Raw genomic sequence first — 13,932 nt, 5'->3', positions numbered from 1 at the left:
GACATGGAAGGACGCCGCCGACATCCCGGATTCGCCGACCGGGCGTACGAACTGACCGAAGAGACCCCGGTGTACGTCATCTCGGTGGCGGCCCAGCTCTCCGGTCTGCACCCGCAGACGCTGCGCCAGTACGACCGGCTCGGTCTGGTCTCGCCGGACCGTACGGCCGGCCGGGGCCGGCGCTACTCGGCCCGCGACATCGAACTGCTCCGTCAGGTGCAGCAGCTGTCGCAGGACGAGGGCATCAATCTGGCCGGTATCAAGCGCATCATCGAGCTGGAGAACCAGGTCGCGGCGCTTCAGTCGCGGGTGGCCGAGCTGTCCAGCGCGGTCGAGGGCGCGGCGGCGGCGATGCGTCAGCGCGAGGCCCAGGTGCACGCCTCGTACCGGCGCGATCTGGTGCCGTACACGGATGTGCAGCAGACGAGCGCGCTCGTCGTGTGGCGGCCGGGGCATCAGCGCGGGGAGTGAACCACCCTCGCGCGCGGGCTCCTTCGTGATCCTTGGCGAGCTGTATCGCAGGAAGGCCCCCTCTTCGGAGGGGGCCTTTCGCGTTGGCCGGGGCCGGGCCGGGGCGGGAGCGGGAGCAGGAGCGGGGGTGGGGCAGCGGCGCCCGCCCGGGTCCGCGCCTACGCCTCGCGTACGAGGATGCCGGACTGGGCGATCAGATAGCCGAGCTGGGCCCGGCTGCCGCTGCCCAGGGCGGCGGCGAGTTTGGCTATGTGGGCCCGGCAGGTACGTACGTTCATGCCGAGGCGGCGCGCGATGGCCTCGTCGACATGGCCCTCGACGAGGAGCTTGGCGATCGAGCGCTGGACGCCGCTGATGCCGTCCGTCTTGAGGTCGTAGGGGATCTCGTCCCTTATCGGGACGGCGAGCTGCCAGAACTGGTCGAAGACGCCGCTGAGATAGGCGACCAGGCCCGGGTGGCGCAGTTCGAGCGCGATCTGCCGGTCGCGGCTGGCCGGGATGAAGGCGACCTCGCGGTCCACGATGATCAGCCGGTCGATGATCTCTTCGAGCGTGCGGACCTGCACCTCGGGGCCGACGTGTTCCAGGTAGGCGAGGGTGAGTTCGGTGTGCCGGGCGGTGTGCTGGTAGAGCGTGCGCATCCGGATGCCCCGGCCGAGCAGCGGGGCGACCCGGCGCAGGGCCTCGGAGAGGGCGTGCGCGGGCCGGCCGCCGCCGGGCTGGATGGTGAGGAGTTCGCTGCGGCAGTTCGCGACGACGCGGTCCAGCGTGGAGTTGATCCGGTCGATGCCCTCCAGAACCGAAATGGCGTGGGAGGACGGCGCGTCGTGGGGGCTGATGGCCATGAACGGCGCGAAAGTGTCGGAGAGCGCGACGGTCAGCCGCCGGCGGTCCAGGATCTCCCGCTCGATGGGCTGCAGGAGTTGCGCGAGGGCGGCGGACGGCGGGACGGGCCGCAGCCACCGAGGGTCGTCCGGGTCCGGGTGCAGCAGGGAAAGATCGAGGAGGCAGGGCGCCTCCACTGCCTCTGACCGGCGTATTCGCCCCGTTCGCAAGGCCGCTGTGTAGAGCTCGGCCCCCGCCGAACACAGCTCCTCATGCGAGTGAGGGTGACCGAATTCGTCCGCCTCTTTCTGCATATGTACACCCCCAGGCTCCTGCATCTCAGGAACATGATGCATGGGTTTGGTGGTGCGCGCGCAGAGAGTAAGCCATCGTCTTACTTGCGGGGGTCGGAAATCACGTTTCCTTCAAGTGAGGTTGCTCGGTGATGAAGAAGAAGCTCATAAGCGCGGTGGCTGGAGTCGCCTTCATCGCGGCTGCGTCAGTCGGCGCGGGCATCGCCCTTGACCCGGGCTGGCACACGGCACCCGCCGGCGCGCTCGCAACGGCAGCCGACCCGGGCTGGTCGGTCGCCCCGGCCGGTGTCGTGAAGGATCCGGGTTGGTCCGTCGCCACCCCCGCGGTCGCCAACGACCCGGGCTGGCACCTGAACACCCCCGCCGTGGCCAACGACCCGGGCTGGCACCTGAGCGTCCCGGCCGTGGCCGGCGACCCGGGCTGGTCGGTCGCCACCCCCGCCGTCGCCAACGACCCGGGCTGGCACCTGAACACCCCCGCCGTCGCCGCCGATCCCGGGTGGAGCTTCGTGGGCGCATGAACGTACCCGACGACTCCCGGTTCCGACGGGAGATGGCCTCGGCCTACCGCTCCGGATGGCACTTCATCGACTTGGTCACGGCAATCCCCCACCGTGGTGACTCGTTGATGGTGACCCTCTTCGGAGAGCCGATCGTCATCGCCCGCGAACAGGACGAGGACGTCCGTGCCTATCGCTGCCTGCGCCGCCCGCGAGGTGCGCCGCAGCCCGTCCGCTGCGCGATCCGTTACGGAATGATCTTCGTCAATCTCGACCAGCGCGACCATCAACTGGTCGAACCCCAGCTGGTCACCACCGAGGCCATCACCGCCACCCCCCGCAGTGCCTGAACGATTCCCCCGTCGTTGTAGATCGTTCGGGCACTTCCCCCACACAGCGGCGCCATCGCGGACCTGAAACGCGATGGCGCCGCTGTGCATTTTCCGTCAGCCGCCGGTCACCGGTCGTCAGTCACCGGTCGTCGGCCACCGGCTGCCGGTCGCCGCTCACCGACCGCCGGTTCCGTACGCCCGCCCCACGCGCGCGTACGGGACCGGCGGTTTCGCGTACAGGACCGGCGGCTTCGTGTTTCGTCCTGGCCGGGCGTACGGGTGTCCGGGCGTACGGCGTGCGCGTACGGCAGGCGCTCAGGCCCGGCCCATCGCGCGCGTGAGCGCGATCTCGATGACGACGCGGTCCGGGTTCGGGGCCGGCGTCCGGTCGTAACGGGCCGCGTACCGCTCGACCGCGTCCGCGACGACGTCCTCCTCGGTACGGATCCGCGCCACGCCCTCCAGGGTCGCCCAGCGGCCCCCCTCCACCTGACAGACCGCGACCCGCGCACCCTCGGGGCCCGCCGCCAGCACGTTGGCGACCTTGCGGCTGTTCTTGTTGGTGATGATCCGGGCGATGCCCTTCTCGCCGCCCTCGGGGTCGTACGTGGCGCCGACGGCCACCACGTGCGGGGTGCCGTCCGGGCGCAGGGTCGTCAGGGTGCAGATGCGGTACTCGCGCCAGAAGTCGAGGTACGAGTCGCCGGGCTTGCTCGGGTCGATGGCCATGCCCGGAAACTACTCCGCGTAGGGCCCGCGACACGACCCGGGGAGGCGGCGCCGCCGGGCGCCGGGTCGTCCCGGTGGCCGGAAAATACCTTGAGCGGAATGGACTCAACTTTGTGTATGTTGGAGGGGTCATAGGAGTCGTAGAGCCGACGGATACCGGAGGAGACCCCGCACGTGGACGCCGAACTGACCAACAGGAGCCGGGACGCGCTGAACGCGGCGAGCAGCCGCGCCGTGTCCCAGGGGCACGCCGATCTGACCCCCGCGCATCTTCTTATGGCGCTGCTGGCGGGTCAGGACAACGAGAACATCACTGACCTGCTCGCCGCCGTCGAGGCCGACCAGGCCCTCGTGCGCTCGGGCGCGGAGCGGCTGCTCGCCGCCCTCCCGAGCGTCACCGGATCCACGGTCGCGCCCCCGCAGCCGAACCGTGAACTGCTCGCCGTCGTCGCCGACGCCGCCGAGCGCGCCAGGAAGCTCGGTGACGACTTCGTGTCGACCGAGCACCTGCTCGTCGGCATCGCCGCCAAGGGCGGCCAGGCCGGCCGGGTCCTCGACCAGCAGGGCGCCACGGCCCACCGGCTCCAGGACGCCTTCGAGGCGGCGCGCGGCAGCCGCAGGGTCACCACGCCCGACCCGGAGGGCTCGTACAAGGCCCTGGAGAAGTTCGGCACCGACTTCACCGCCGCCGCCCGCGAGGGCAAGCTCGACCCGGTGATCGGCCGCGACCACGAGATCCGCCGGGTCGTCCAGGTCCTGTCCCGCCGTACGAAGAACAACCCGGTCCTCATCGGCGAGCCCGGCGTCGGCAAGACCGCCGTCGTCGAGGGGCTTGCCCAGCGGATCGTCAAGGGTGACGTGCCCGAGTCGCTGCGCGACAAGCGCCTGGTCTCGCTCGACCTCGGCGCGATGGTCGCCGGCGCGAAGTACCGAGGCGAGTTCGAGGAGCGCCTGAAGACCGTCCTCTCCGAGATCAAGGAGAGCGACGGGCAGATCATCACCTTCATCGACGAGCTCCACACGGTCGTCGGCGCGGGCGCGGGCGGCGACTCCGCCATGGACGCGGGCAACATGCTCAAGCCGATGCTGGCCCGCGGCGAACTGCGCATGGTCGGCGCCACCACCCTCGACGAGTACCGCGAGCGGATCGAGAAGGACCCCGCGCTGGAGCGCCGCTTCCAGCAGGTCCTGGTTGCCGAGCCGACCGTCGAGGACACCATCGCCATCCTGCGCGGTCTCAAGGGCCGTTACGAGGCGCACCACAAGGTCCGGATCAACGACTCCGCGCTGGTGGCCGCCGCGACCCTGTCCGACCGCTACATCACCTCCCGCTTCCTGCCCGACAAGGCCATCGACCTCGTCGACGAGGCCGCGTCCCGGCTGCGGATGGAGATCGACTCCTCTCCGGTGGAGATCGACGAACTCCAGCGCGCCGTCGACCGGTTCAGGATGGAGGAACTGGCCCTGTCCAAGGAGACGGACGAGGCCAGCCGCCAGCGCCTGGAGAAGCTGCGCCGCGACCTCGCCGACCGCGAGGAGGAGTTGCGCGGTCTCACCGCCCGCTGGGAGAAGGAGAAGCAGTCCCTCAACCGCGTCGGCGAGCTGAAGGAACAGGTCGACGAGCTGCGCGGCCGCGCCGAACGCGCCCAGCGCGACGGCGACTTCGACACCGCTTCCAAGCTGCTGTACGGGGAGATCCCGGCCCTGGAGCGGGAGTTGGAGGAGGCCACCGAGGCCGAGGCGCGCCAGGAGGCCGCCAAGGGTGCCGAGGGCGCCAAGGACAGCATGGTCAAGGACCAGGTCGGCCCGGACGACATCGCCGATGTCGTCGGCGCCTGGACCGGTATCCCCGCCGGCCGGCTGCTGGAGGGCGAGACGCAGAAGCTGCTGCGCATGGAGGACGAGCTGGGCAAGCGGCTCATCGGCCAGAGCGAGGCCGTGCGGGCCGTCTCGGACGCGGTGCGCCGCACCCGCGCCGGGATCGCCGACCCCGACCGCCCCACCGGCTCCTTCCTCTTCCTCGGCCCGACCGGCGTCGGCAAGACCGAACTCGCCAAGGCGCTCGCCGACTTCCTCTTCGACGACGAGCGGGCCATGATCCGCATCGACATGTCGGAGTACGGCGAGAAGCACTCCGTCGCCCGTCTCGTCGGCGCGCCTCCCGGCTACGTCGGCTACGAGGAGGGCGGCCAGCTGACCGAGGCCGTGCGCCGGCGTCCGTACAGCGTCGTCCTCCTGGACGAGGTGGAGAAGGCCCACCCCGAGGTCTTCGACATCCTGCTCCAGGTCCTCGACGACGGCCGGCTGACCGACGGCCAGGGCCGCACGGTCGACTTCCGCAACACGATCCTGATCCTCACCTCCAACCTGGGCAGCCAGTTCCTCGTGGACCCGCTGACCAAGCCGGAGGAGAAGCACCGGCAGGTCATGGAGATCGTCCGGGCCAGCTTCAAGCCCGAGTTCCTGAACCGGCTCGACGAGACCGTGGTCTTCTCGGCCCTGGAGCAGGACGAGCTGGGCCGGATCGCCCGCCTCCAGATCGACCGGCTGGCCCGCCGTCTCGCGGACCGCAGGCTCACCCTGGACGTCACGCCCGAGGCGCTGGCCTGGCTGGCCGAGGAGGGCAACGACCCGGCGTACGGCGCCCGTCCGCTGCGCCGGCTGATCCAGACCGCGATCGGCGACCGCCTGGCCAAGGAGATCCTGGCGGGCGAGGTCCGCGACGGCGACACGGTGCGGGTCGACCGGTTCGAGGACGGGCTGATCGTGGGGCGGGCGGAGTAGCGGAGTAGGGGGAGGGGCGGGCTTACGTGGTGCGGGCCGGGGCCGGGTCCGGTGCGGGCCCGGCCCGGGCTCAGATGGTGTAGGCCGTGACGAGGACGAGGGCGGTGCCCCCGTCCTCGTACCGTACGGAGACGTTCACGGCGGCCGGCCCCTCCCCGTCGTACCAGGCGATCGGAGAGTTCTCCGCATCCAGGTCGACGCAGAAGTCCGCGTCCATGTCGCAGCCCTGGGGCTCGACCTCGACGGCCGGCCAGGTTCCGGCCACCCAGCCCGCGACCTCGGCCGCGGGCATCCGGAAGTCGGCCTGGTCGTGGACGTCCAGCCAGGTCGCCTCGGTGCAGCGGGCGCTTCGGGCGCTCTTCGGCAGCGTGGCTCCCGCCCAGTCCATCACCTGGGCGCAGTCGGTCGGTTCGGGTTCGCCGGGGCCGTCCCAGAACAGCATGGTCCACCCCACGAGGGCCACCGGCCCGCCGAGCACGACCGTCCCCAGGGCCGAGACCGCGATCCGGGTCCATGTCCGTCGGCTCCACCGGGGCCACCAGCGCCGCCGGGTGGGGTGGGGCGGACGCGTCGGATCGCCCCCGTGGTTCGAACGGATGCGCTGCTTCTCCCCCATGGACGGGATCATGCCAGCTGGTGCGGTCGTGCGGGGCGGTCGTACGGGGCAGGTCTGCCGATCGGGTGCGGGCCGGGGCCGGGGCAGGCCCGGGCCGGGCTCAGATGGTGTAGGCCGTGACGGTGACGAGGGCGGTGCCCCCGTCCTCGTACCGCACGGAGACGTTCACGCCGGCCGCGTTCTGCCCCGGACCGTCGTACCAGGCGATCTCGTGCTCGTCCGACAGCAGGTGGAGGCAGAAGTCCTCGCCCTTCGAGCAGTGCGGGGCGGTCTCGCTCCGGATGCCCGGCCAGGTTCCGGCCACCCAGCCCGCGACCTCGGCCGCGGGCATCCGGAAGTCGGCCTGGTCGTGGACGTCCAGCCAGGTCGCCTCGGTGCAGCGGGCGCCCTCGGCGCTCTTCGGGAGCGTCGCGCCCGCCCAGTCCATCACCAGGGCGCAGTCGAGCGGACGGGCTTCGCCGGCCTCGTCCAGGGCCAGCATGGCCCACACCATGAGGGCCACGGGCCCGCCGACCACGACCGCCCCCACGACCGAGACGACGGTCCAGATCCGTGTCCGCCGGCTCCACTGGCTCCACCGGGGCCACCAGCGCCGTCGGGTGGGGCGGGTCGGACGCGCCGGACGGGTCGGATGGGGTGGATGGGTCGGATGGTCGTGCTGCTTCTCCCCCATGGACGGGATCATGCCAGCCGGGGGTGGTCGTACGGGGCGAGTAGCCCGATCCGGGCGCGGGCCGGGCCCCTGTCCCTGTCCGCCCGCAGCGGATCTCGCCGACCCGGCGCGGTGGGGACTTGCCAGCGACCGCCTGCCATGGGAGAGGATGGCGGCAATCCGTACGAAGGGAAGAACCCGGTGAGCATCGACCCGTCCTCGATTCCTAATTTCGGGGCCCAGCCCCAGCCGCAGGCCGGAGGACCGGCGGGCCCCGTCGTTCCCGACCAGGACCTGGTCAAGCAGCTCCTCGAGCAGATGGAGCTGAAGTACGTCGTCGACGACGAGGGTGACCTCGCGGCGCCGTGGGAGGACTTCCGCACGTACTTCATGTTCCGCGGCGAGGCCGAGCAGCAGGTCTTCTCGGTCCGGACGTTCTACGACCGGCCGCACGCCGCGGACGACCGCGCCAAGATCCTCGACGCGATCGACGACTGGAACCGCCGCACCCTGTGGCCCAAGGTCTACACCCACCTCCACGAGGAAGAGGACGGCTCCGCCACCCTCCGCCTCATCGGCGAGGCGCAGATGCTGATCGGCACCGGCGTGGCGCTGGAGCACTTCGTCTCGTCGACCGTCAGCTGGGTCCGCGCGTCGATCGAGTTCGACAAGTGGATCGTCGAGCAGTTCGGTCTGGCCGCGCCGGAGGACAAGGAAGACGGCGCCGAGGGCGAGACCGACTCCGAGTAGTCGCCCCGCCGCCACGCGCGCGTACGAGAGCCCGGCCGGAGCGCCGCGATCACTGCTGTGATCGCGGGCCCGGCCGGGCTCTCGTGTGTTCGGGCGTGGGGCTCGTCAGGCCTCGTCAGCCGTCCGTGGCCGGTTCGCGTACGGTGCCGCCACCGCCTTCCAGCTCGTCGATGGAGGCGAGCAGTCGGCGGGCGTTCGCCGGGCTTCGCAGCAGGTACGCCGTTTCCTTCACGGATTCGTAGTCCGCGGGGGAGACGATGACGACCGGCTCGTGCCCGGCCCGGGTGATGCCGGTCTCTTCGAGGTCGTCGGTGACGGAGTTCAGCACCTCGGCGGACCGCGCGCGTGACTCTGGAGGGGTCATGGTCTTCATCATCGCCCTCCTCACGTACAAGAAGTCGCACGTAAGGAGGCGCCGGGGCGGCAAGGGCCTCGCCGCCCGGGTGCCCCCGCCGGTCCCGTGCGCGTGCGCCGTAAGTCCCGGCCCGCTTCGAGGGCGGCGGCTCAGAAGCGCCGGATCACCCGCAGCGTGTTGGTGTACAGGTCGCCGTTGACCGTCGGGGACTTCGGTGTGCCGTTGAGGATGGACTTGCCGCCGATGTCGCCGATGGTCGGCCCGTTCGGGGACTTGCGGCTGGAGACGAAACGCATCTGGCCGTGCTGGTCCGGGCCCAGGTAGATGCCGATGTGGCCGCCCTGGTCGGAGTCCTCGTCGGTGTCGAAGAAGACCGTGTCGCCGATCCGCAGCCCGTTCAGCGGCGGCACCTGCCCGGCCGCGCCCTCGGCGATCTTCACCCCGGGTCCGGAGGCGGCGATGTGCCGGGACTCGCGCGGCAGGTTGCGGCCGTCGAACTGCTGGTAGCGGACCATCGGCAGCCCCATGTGGTGGCCGTAGACCATCCGGACGAAGCCCGAGCAGTCCAGCTGGCCGGCGAACTCCGGCCTGGCGGAACGGGTCTCGCCGCTCGCCTCGAAGGTCCAGTCGCGCCCCATGTACTCGTGGAAGTCGGCCCCGACGGTACGCAGCCCGGTCACCGGATCGGCCGGGCTGTAGCCGGCCTCGCCGAGGACCCGGGTGCCCGGGCGGGCGGGGTCGGTGACGTCGGGGAAGGAGGGGCGGTACATGCAGGAGTACGCGAGGGCGTCCGGCGAGGTGTCGCCCGCCCAGGCGCGGATCCGCTGCTCGATCGCGGGGGTCCACGCGCCGTCGAAGGGCTCGGGCAGGACCCGTACCCAGGTGTCGTGGGTGATCAGCGGCGCGTCGGTCCAGACGGCCGAGTCGACCCTGAAGTCGTAGATACGGGCCTGCGGGGCCACGGTGGCGCCGACGGAGGCGAGGCCGCGGACGCCGACGCGGCCGGTCCGGAAGACCCGGTAGGAGGGGGGCTCCCCCTGGTCGCTCATGCTGTGGTGCCAGGTGGTGGGTTCCTCGACCCCGGCGCCGTGCTTCCAGGCACGGGCCCGCAGCAGATCGCCGGCCTTTTCGACCCGGACCCACCAGTGGTCGAACGCCGCGAAGCCGGTGCCGACGGTGACCGCCGCGCTCAGCTCCTTCACGGAGTTCTCCAGCTCCTTCTCCAGGACGAGCCGCACCTCGCCCGCGGGCGTCACGATCAGGCGGGCCCGGTAGTGGTTGTTCACGTCCTCGGCGGCGAAGACCAGGGCGAGCGAGGCGGTCGCGCCGACCGGCAGCCGGTCGAAGGAGAACCGCGCGGCGGCGTACACGTCGCCGATGGCGCGGTCGGCCAGCAGGGAGAACCGGCTCTGGTTCGGGGAAAGGGTGATGGCCGCCCGGCCCTGCTCCACGAAGTAGTCGGTGGCGGTGCCGTTGTGGTGCGTCCAGGTGCCGCCGTTCGGCGACTGGCCCCAGCCACTGGTGAGGGTCCGGGAGAACGGGTCGTCGACGGTCTTGGGCTGCTCCGTGAACCAGCGCCTCGGCCCGCGCAGCGTCACCGTTCGCGCATCGGTGGTGAGCGTGGCGAGCACGCCCCGGTCGTCCGAGACCTCGACCCCGCTGGGGACCGTACGGGGGGTCAGGGCGCCCGCCGGGTGCGGGGCGATGTGCCAGGGGTCGGTCGGGTCCGCCAGCATCGGCAGCCGCGTCCAGGGGCCTTGCGGTCCGGCTGTCCCGGTGGCGGTTCCGGTGGCGGTGGTGGTGGTGGCGGCGGTCGGGTTGGCGAGGGCGGCCGGGACGGCCGGGCTCGCCGGGGCGCTTTCCGCCGCCTGCGCGGCCTGTGCGGCCGGTGCGGCGGTCAGCGGCAGTGCTCCGCCCGCCGCCGTACCGGCGAGGGCGAACAGGGCCGCTCTGCGGCTCGGCTGGAACTTCGGTGTCGACATGCGCGGATACCCCCCAGGTTCCGGGAATGTGATGATCGTTTCGTACGGCGTGGGGGGACCCTACTCAGGCGGAGGGGGCGCGGCCAGGGCCGGGAGCCCGGCCTGGCTCCGGTCACGATGTCCGGCAGATGCGGGGATGCAGGCATTTTCGGTCGCTAGTCATCTAAATTCGATCAAATGAACGGCATTTTTGACCAAGACCGGACAGTTTCGGATAGAGGTGCCCATATCGTGAACGGGCTGTGTAGGTTCTCGATCTGTTCGAGTGGTGCACATGCCAATCGAACGAGGGAGTTCCATCGCTGATGGCAGGCGATGTCCTGCCCGCAAGTCGAGAGGAAGCCTCATGGCGGATATCGATCTCGGACGCGCGTCGGACTGGTCCGAAGGGGACCCCAACGCCCGGATCAAGCTCGTGGACAGCCGGGTCTACCCGGGCACGGACAAGAAGGACATGCTCATCGGCTCGCCGGTGAGCATCGAACTGTCGGTGAACACGAACTTCTCCTCCTCCCAGGAGGCCGACAAGATCTACTTCACGACCCACCACGGCAGCACGAAGAAGATCATCGGGATCCTGGACTCCAACGGCGACCTCTACATCGCCGGTCGCGTGATCACGGACCAGAAGGACCTGAAGTACTAGGATCCGGGCCGCACATGACCCTCGTCACCGCGTAATTCGGCGGCCCTGCCGCCCCCTTGCCCCGTCGCCCCGCATCGCGGGCGGCGGGGCTTCGCGCGTACTGGCCGAAAGGCTCGTACGCGCGCGCCGGGCGGCCATCGCGGAGGTGGGAATTCCGGGGCGCCGGTGTCCCGCAGGCATTTCACAGCGCTGGCCATCACCGACGCCGCCACCACGGCCATCAGTACCCGCTTCGTCCTCATCGGATCTCCCGCCTCCTGTCGTGCCCGGACCGGCCCCGTGGGGCGTGTCGAGCGGGTCGAACGTAGGCGGGAGCCGATGAAGAACCGATGCTGAGTTATGGCTGCCACGCGTCTGAGATCAGAGACAGAGTCCGTCTCCTTCACCGACCTCTCCCGCAACCCCAGGGGTGTCGCGGCCAGAGCGGCCGCCCTGGGGCGTCTCCGCGTCACCCATCGGGACGCGCCGGACATGGTGCTGACCACGGCCGTACGGGCGGAGTACGCCGAAGAGAACCTGACCACCGCCTCGCGGCTCTTTCTCGCCCTGATGAAGCAGGACGACGGCGCCAAGTCGCTCCTTCTCGCGCTCCCCGAAGTGTTCCCCTGGGTGCGGCACCTGGACGCGGAAGAGGTCCGGGCCTTCACCGTCGAGCTCCTTGAAGCGCTGTCGGACGCCGCTGAACTGGGCGCGGGAGAGGCCGTGCATCGCGCGATTGTCTCCTGGTGTGCCACGGCTCGGATCAATGCCGATCCCGAGCAGCTCAGGGAGTCCGTGCGTCCCCTCGACGGTGACGTCCTCGGCCCGGTCGAGGTGCGTGAGTGAGTCCGAAGAAGGGGGATCGGGTCAGCGTTCCGCCCCTCGACACCGAGTAAGCCTCGGGCATGTCCGGGGCGGGGTCCGTGAGCAGGCCCCGCCCCTGCCATCCGGCGGGATTTCTTCCCCGCGCTCCGTCAGGGCGCCAGCCGCCCCAGCCGTTCCACCGCCTCCCGCAGGACCGCCTCCTTCTTGCAGAAGGCGAAGCGGACGAAGGGCGCGCCCTCGTCGCGGTTGTCGTAGAAGACGGCGTTGGGGATGGCGACGACGCCGGCGCGTTCGGGGAGGGCGCGGCAGAAGGCGAAGCCGTCCTTCTCGCCGAGGGGGCGGATGTCGGTGGTGACGAAGTAGGTGCCGGCCGGGCGGTGGACGCCGAAGCCCGCCGCCGTCAGGCCGTCGACGAGCAGGTCCCGCTTGGCCTGGAGGTCCGCGCGCAGGGTGTCGGTGTACGAGTCGGGCAGCCGCAGCGCCTCGGCGATGGCGTACTGGAACGGCCCGGAGGCCACGTACGTGAGGAACTGCTTGGCCGAGCGCACCGCGCTCGTCAGCTCCGGGCTCGCGGTGACCCAGCCGACCTTCCAGCCGGTGAAGGAGTACGTCTTGCCGGCCGAGCCGATGGTGACGGTGCGCTCCCGCATGCCGGGCAGGGTCGCGAGCGGGATGTGGACGGCGTCGTCGAAGACCAGGTGCTCGTAGACCTCGTCGGTGACGACCAGCAGGTCGTGTTCCTGGGCGAGTTCGGCGATCGCGGTGAGTTCGGCGCGGTCGAGGACGGTGCCGGTGGGGTTGTGGGGGGTGTTGAGGAGGATGAGCCGGGTGCGGCGGGTGATCGCCGCGCGCAGTTCGTCGAGGTCGAGGGCGAAGGCGCCGTCGCGCGGGCGGAGGGTGACCGGGACGCGGGTGCCGCCGGCCATGGCGATGCCGGCGGCGTACGAGTCGTAGTACGGCTCCAGGGCGATGACCTCGTCGCCGGGTTCGAGCAGGGCGAGCAGGGTGGCGGCGATGGCCTCGGTGGCGCCGGCGGTGACCAGGACCTCGCTGTCGGGGTCGTAGGCGAGGCCGTAACGGCGCTGCTGGTGCTCGGCGATCGCGGTGCGCAGTTCGGGGACGCCGGGGCCGGGCGGGTACTGGTTGCCCCGGCCCTCGCGCAGGGCGCGGACGGCGGCCTCGCGGATCTCCTCGGGGCCGTCGGTGTCGGGGAAGCCCTGGCCCAGGTTGATCGCCCCGGTGCGGGTGGCGAGCGCGGACATCTCGGCGAAGATCGTGGTGCCGAACTCCGCGAGGCGGCGGTTGAGCAGTGTCCTGGTCATGACGCCATCCTGGGGCGAAGCTCTGGAGTTGCTCAAGTGTGCTTTGGGCGGTTCGGGGGCGGGCATCCCCCTCGCACGGCCCGCGGCGACACGGCGGGCTCGGACAAACGTACGGGGGATGACATGGAGATCTTTCCGATCATCGGGCTGGGGCTTCTCGTGGTCGTCGGCTTCTGCCTGGCGGTGGCGAGCGGGCGGTCGGGCAAGCAGCGGCGGCGCAAGCGGCGGGGCGGCTGGGCGGGCGGGGGCGGGGCCTCCAGTGGTGGAGGTACGTACATCGGCGGCGGCTGCGGTTCGTCCTCCTCGTGCGGTTCCTCCTCTTCGTCCTGTGGCTCGTCCTCGTCGTCCTGCGGTTCCTCCTCCTCGTCCTGTGGCTCGTCCTCGTCGTCCTGTGGTGGCGGCGGGGGCGGCTGCGGCGGTGGGGGCGGCAGCTGACGGAGCCCGACGGGCCCGACGGGGCCTGTTGGGTGGGGAGAAGGGCCGACGGCGCCGGACCGCGAAGGACGCGGGCCGGCGCCGACCGGTGTGACGCCGACCGGTGTGACGCGAGGGGCGCCGGGGGGTTCGCGCGGCGCGGATGCGCGTCGCGCGACACCGCTTGGTACGTACAACAGGCGTCCGTATCCGACCTGTTGGGCGATCCGCCGACCGTGGTGGGAACCGGCGCTCGAATCCTTTTGAACACGTGAACCGTGGAGCCCCCGGGGGGATGGAAACCCCGTCAAGTTGGGCAAAAACCCTGTGAGCCACCCGCGGTTCGTGATTCCCTCGCTGTGGAGAACATCCAGCCCTCGGACCGTGTGGAACCGAGCCGGCGATCCCCACTCCTGGCCGAAATCCTTCACCAGGA

General features: G+C 71.0%; 15 protein-coding genes. 8 read left to right on the top strand and 7 right to left on the bottom strand.

Features of this window, described 5'->3' with window-relative positions:
- Positions 1-3 precede the first annotated feature (3 nt).
- Positions 4-471: a helix-turn-helix domain-containing protein gene (locus tag ABZ990_RS11260; RefSeq protein WP_361228823.1), complete on the top strand. Its 468-nt coding sequence runs from the start codon at positions 4-6 to the stop codon at positions 469-471.
- A 158-nt stretch (positions 472-629) separates the two neighbouring features.
- On the opposite strand, the gene ABZ990_RS11255 is transcribed toward ABZ990_RS11260, so the two are convergent.
- Positions 630-1,610, bottom strand: a complete 981-nt coding sequence (locus ABZ990_RS11255; protein WP_361228820.1) for a helix-turn-helix transcriptional regulator — start codon at positions 1,608-1,610, stop codon at positions 630-632.
- 131 nt (positions 1,611-1,741) lie between these two features.
- Between ABZ990_RS11255 and ABZ990_RS11250 the strand changes: the two genes are divergently transcribed.
- Together ABZ990_RS11250 and ABZ990_RS11245 are read left to right on the top strand one after the other, a co-directional pair.
- Positions 1,742-2,131 carry a hypothetical protein gene (locus tag ABZ990_RS11250; RefSeq protein ID WP_361228817.1) on the top strand — a complete coding sequence of 130 codons (390 nt, stop codon included), beginning with the start codon at positions 1,742-1,744 and terminating at the stop codon, positions 2,129-2,131.
- Positions 2,128-2,460, top strand: coding sequence for a (2Fe-2S)-binding protein (locus ABZ990_RS11245; protein WP_361228814.1), 333 nt, complete (start codon positions 2,128-2,130; stop codon positions 2,458-2,460). Before ABZ990_RS11250 ends, ABZ990_RS11245 begins: the two co-directional genes overlap by 4 nt.
- 297 nt (positions 2,461-2,757) lie before the next feature.
- On the opposite strand, the gene ABZ990_RS11240 is transcribed toward ABZ990_RS11245, so the two are convergent.
- Positions 2,758-3,171 (bottom strand): pyridoxamine 5'-phosphate oxidase family protein, encoded by a 414-nt coding sequence (locus ABZ990_RS11240; protein WP_361228811.1) that lies wholly within the window; start codon positions 3,169-3,171, stop codon positions 2,758-2,760.
- A gap of 174 nt (positions 3,172-3,345) precedes the next feature.
- Here ABZ990_RS11240 and clpB point away from each other — a divergent pair, with 174 nt between their 5' ends.
- Positions 3,346-5,955, top strand: a complete 2,610-nt coding sequence (clpB, locus tag ABZ990_RS11235; RefSeq protein WP_361228808.1) for an ATP-dependent chaperone ClpB — start codon at positions 3,346-3,348, stop codon at positions 5,953-5,955.
- Between the two features lie 70 nt (positions 5,956-6,025).
- Here clpB and ABZ990_RS11230 read toward each other — a convergent pair whose 3' ends face one another.
- Both ABZ990_RS11230 and ABZ990_RS11225 read right to left on the bottom strand, forming a co-directional pair.
- On the bottom strand, positions 6,026-6,571 hold the full coding sequence (locus ABZ990_RS11230; RefSeq protein ID WP_361228805.1) for a hypothetical protein: 546 nt from the start codon (positions 6,569-6,571) through the stop codon (positions 6,026-6,028).
- A gap of 100 nt (positions 6,572-6,671) precedes the next feature.
- Complete coding sequence (locus ABZ990_RS11225; protein WP_361228802.1) at positions 6,672-7,244, bottom strand: hypothetical protein; 573 nt, start codon at positions 7,242-7,244, stop codon at positions 6,672-6,674.
- Between the two features lie 180 nt (positions 7,245-7,424).
- Here ABZ990_RS11225 and ABZ990_RS11220 point away from each other — a divergent pair, with 180 nt between their 5' ends.
- On the top strand, positions 7,425-7,973 hold the full coding sequence (locus ABZ990_RS11220; protein WP_361228799.1) for a YbjN domain-containing protein: 549 nt from the start codon (positions 7,425-7,427) through the stop codon (positions 7,971-7,973).
- Positions 7,974-8,088: 115 nt separating this feature from the next.
- Here ABZ990_RS11220 and ABZ990_RS11215 read toward each other — a convergent pair whose 3' ends face one another.
- Together ABZ990_RS11215 and ABZ990_RS11210 are read right to left on the bottom strand one after the other, a co-directional pair.
- Positions 8,089-8,346, bottom strand: coding sequence for a type II toxin-antitoxin system prevent-host-death family antitoxin (locus ABZ990_RS11215; protein ID WP_361229155.1), 258 nt, complete (start codon positions 8,344-8,346; stop codon positions 8,089-8,091).
- A 131-nt stretch (positions 8,347-8,477) separates the two neighbouring features.
- Positions 8,478-10,310: an NlpC/P60 family protein gene (locus tag ABZ990_RS11210; RefSeq protein ID WP_361228796.1), complete on the bottom strand. Its 1,833-nt coding sequence runs from the start codon at positions 10,308-10,310 to the stop codon at positions 8,478-8,480.
- A gap of 346 nt (positions 10,311-10,656) precedes the next feature.
- Here ABZ990_RS11210 and ABZ990_RS11205 point away from each other — a divergent pair, with 346 nt between their 5' ends.
- Positions 10,657-10,956: a DUF6342 family protein gene (locus ABZ990_RS11205; protein ID WP_361228793.1), complete on the top strand. Its 300-nt coding sequence runs from the start codon at positions 10,657-10,659 to the stop codon at positions 10,954-10,956.
- Between the two features lie 339 nt (positions 10,957-11,295).
- A complete protein-coding gene (locus ABZ990_RS11200; protein WP_361228790.1) occupies positions 11,296-11,781 on the top strand; it encodes a prevent-host-death family protein in 486 nt (161 codons plus the stop codon).
- 128 nt (positions 11,782-11,909) lie between these two features.
- Here the strand turns inward: ABZ990_RS11200 and ABZ990_RS11195 are convergent, their stop codons facing one another.
- A complete protein-coding gene (locus tag ABZ990_RS11195) occupies positions 11,910-13,082 on the bottom strand; it encodes a pyridoxal phosphate-dependent aminotransferase (RefSeq protein ID WP_361228787.1) in 1,173 nt (390 codons plus the stop codon).
- Positions 13,083-13,205: 123 nt separating this feature from the next.
- Here ABZ990_RS11195 and ABZ990_RS11190 point away from each other — a divergent pair, with 123 nt between their 5' ends.
- On the top strand, positions 13,206-13,517 hold the full coding sequence (locus ABZ990_RS11190; protein WP_361228784.1) for a hypothetical protein: 312 nt from the start codon (positions 13,206-13,208) through the stop codon (positions 13,515-13,517).
- Positions 13,518-13,932 lie beyond the last annotated feature (415 nt).

The organism is Streptomyces sp. NPDC046203, assembly GCF_040646255.1.
Lineage (GTDB): Bacteria > Actinomycetota > Actinomycetes > Streptomycetales > Streptomycetaceae > Streptomyces.
The sequence above is the reverse complement of the archived record's forward strand: the minus strand, read 5'-3'. Positions and strand labels throughout refer to the sequence as shown.

Excerpts from the sequence above, each read along its gene's own strand:
- ABZ990_RS11260 (WP_361228823.1), top strand. The coding sequence starts at position 4 with ATGGAAGGACGCCGCCGACATCCCGGATTCGCCGACCGGGCGTACGAA.
- ABZ990_RS11255 (WP_361228820.1), bottom strand. The coding sequence starts at position 1,610 with ATGCAGAAAGAGGCGGACGAATTCGGTCACCCTCACTCGCATGAGGAG.
- ABZ990_RS11250 (WP_361228817.1), top strand. The coding sequence starts at position 1,742 with ATGAAGAAGAAGCTCATAAGCGCGGTGGCTGGAGTCGCCTTCATCGCG.
- ABZ990_RS11245 (WP_361228814.1), top strand. The coding sequence starts at position 2,128 with ATGAACGTACCCGACGACTCCCGGTTCCGACGGGAGATGGCCTCGGCC.
- ABZ990_RS11240 (WP_361228811.1), bottom strand. The coding sequence starts at position 3,171 with ATGGCCATCGACCCGAGCAAGCCCGGCGACTCGTACCTCGACTTCTGG.
- ABZ990_RS11230 (WP_361228805.1), bottom strand. The coding sequence starts at position 6,571 with ATGGGGGAGAAGCAGCGCATCCGTTCGAACCACGGGGGCGATCCGACG.
- ABZ990_RS11225 (WP_361228802.1), bottom strand. The coding sequence starts at position 7,244 with ATGGGGGAGAAGCAGCACGACCATCCGACCCATCCACCCCATCCGACC.
- ABZ990_RS11215 (WP_361229155.1), bottom strand. The coding sequence starts at position 8,346 with ATGAAGACCATGACCCCTCCAGAGTCACGCGCGCGGTCCGCCGAGGTG.
- ABZ990_RS11210 (WP_361228796.1), bottom strand. The coding sequence starts at position 10,310 with ATGTCGACACCGAAGTTCCAGCCGAGCCGCAGAGCGGCCCTGTTCGCC.
- ABZ990_RS11205 (WP_361228793.1), top strand. The coding sequence starts at position 10,657 with ATGGCGGATATCGATCTCGGACGCGCGTCGGACTGGTCCGAAGGGGAC.
- ABZ990_RS11200 (WP_361228790.1), top strand. The coding sequence starts at position 11,296 with ATGGCTGCCACGCGTCTGAGATCAGAGACAGAGTCCGTCTCCTTCACC.
- ABZ990_RS11195 (WP_361228787.1), bottom strand. The coding sequence starts at position 13,082 with ATGACCAGGACACTGCTCAACCGCCGCCTCGCGGAGTTCGGCACCACG.
- ABZ990_RS11190 (WP_361228784.1), top strand. The coding sequence starts at position 13,206 with ATGGAGATCTTTCCGATCATCGGGCTGGGGCTTCTCGTGGTCGTCGGC.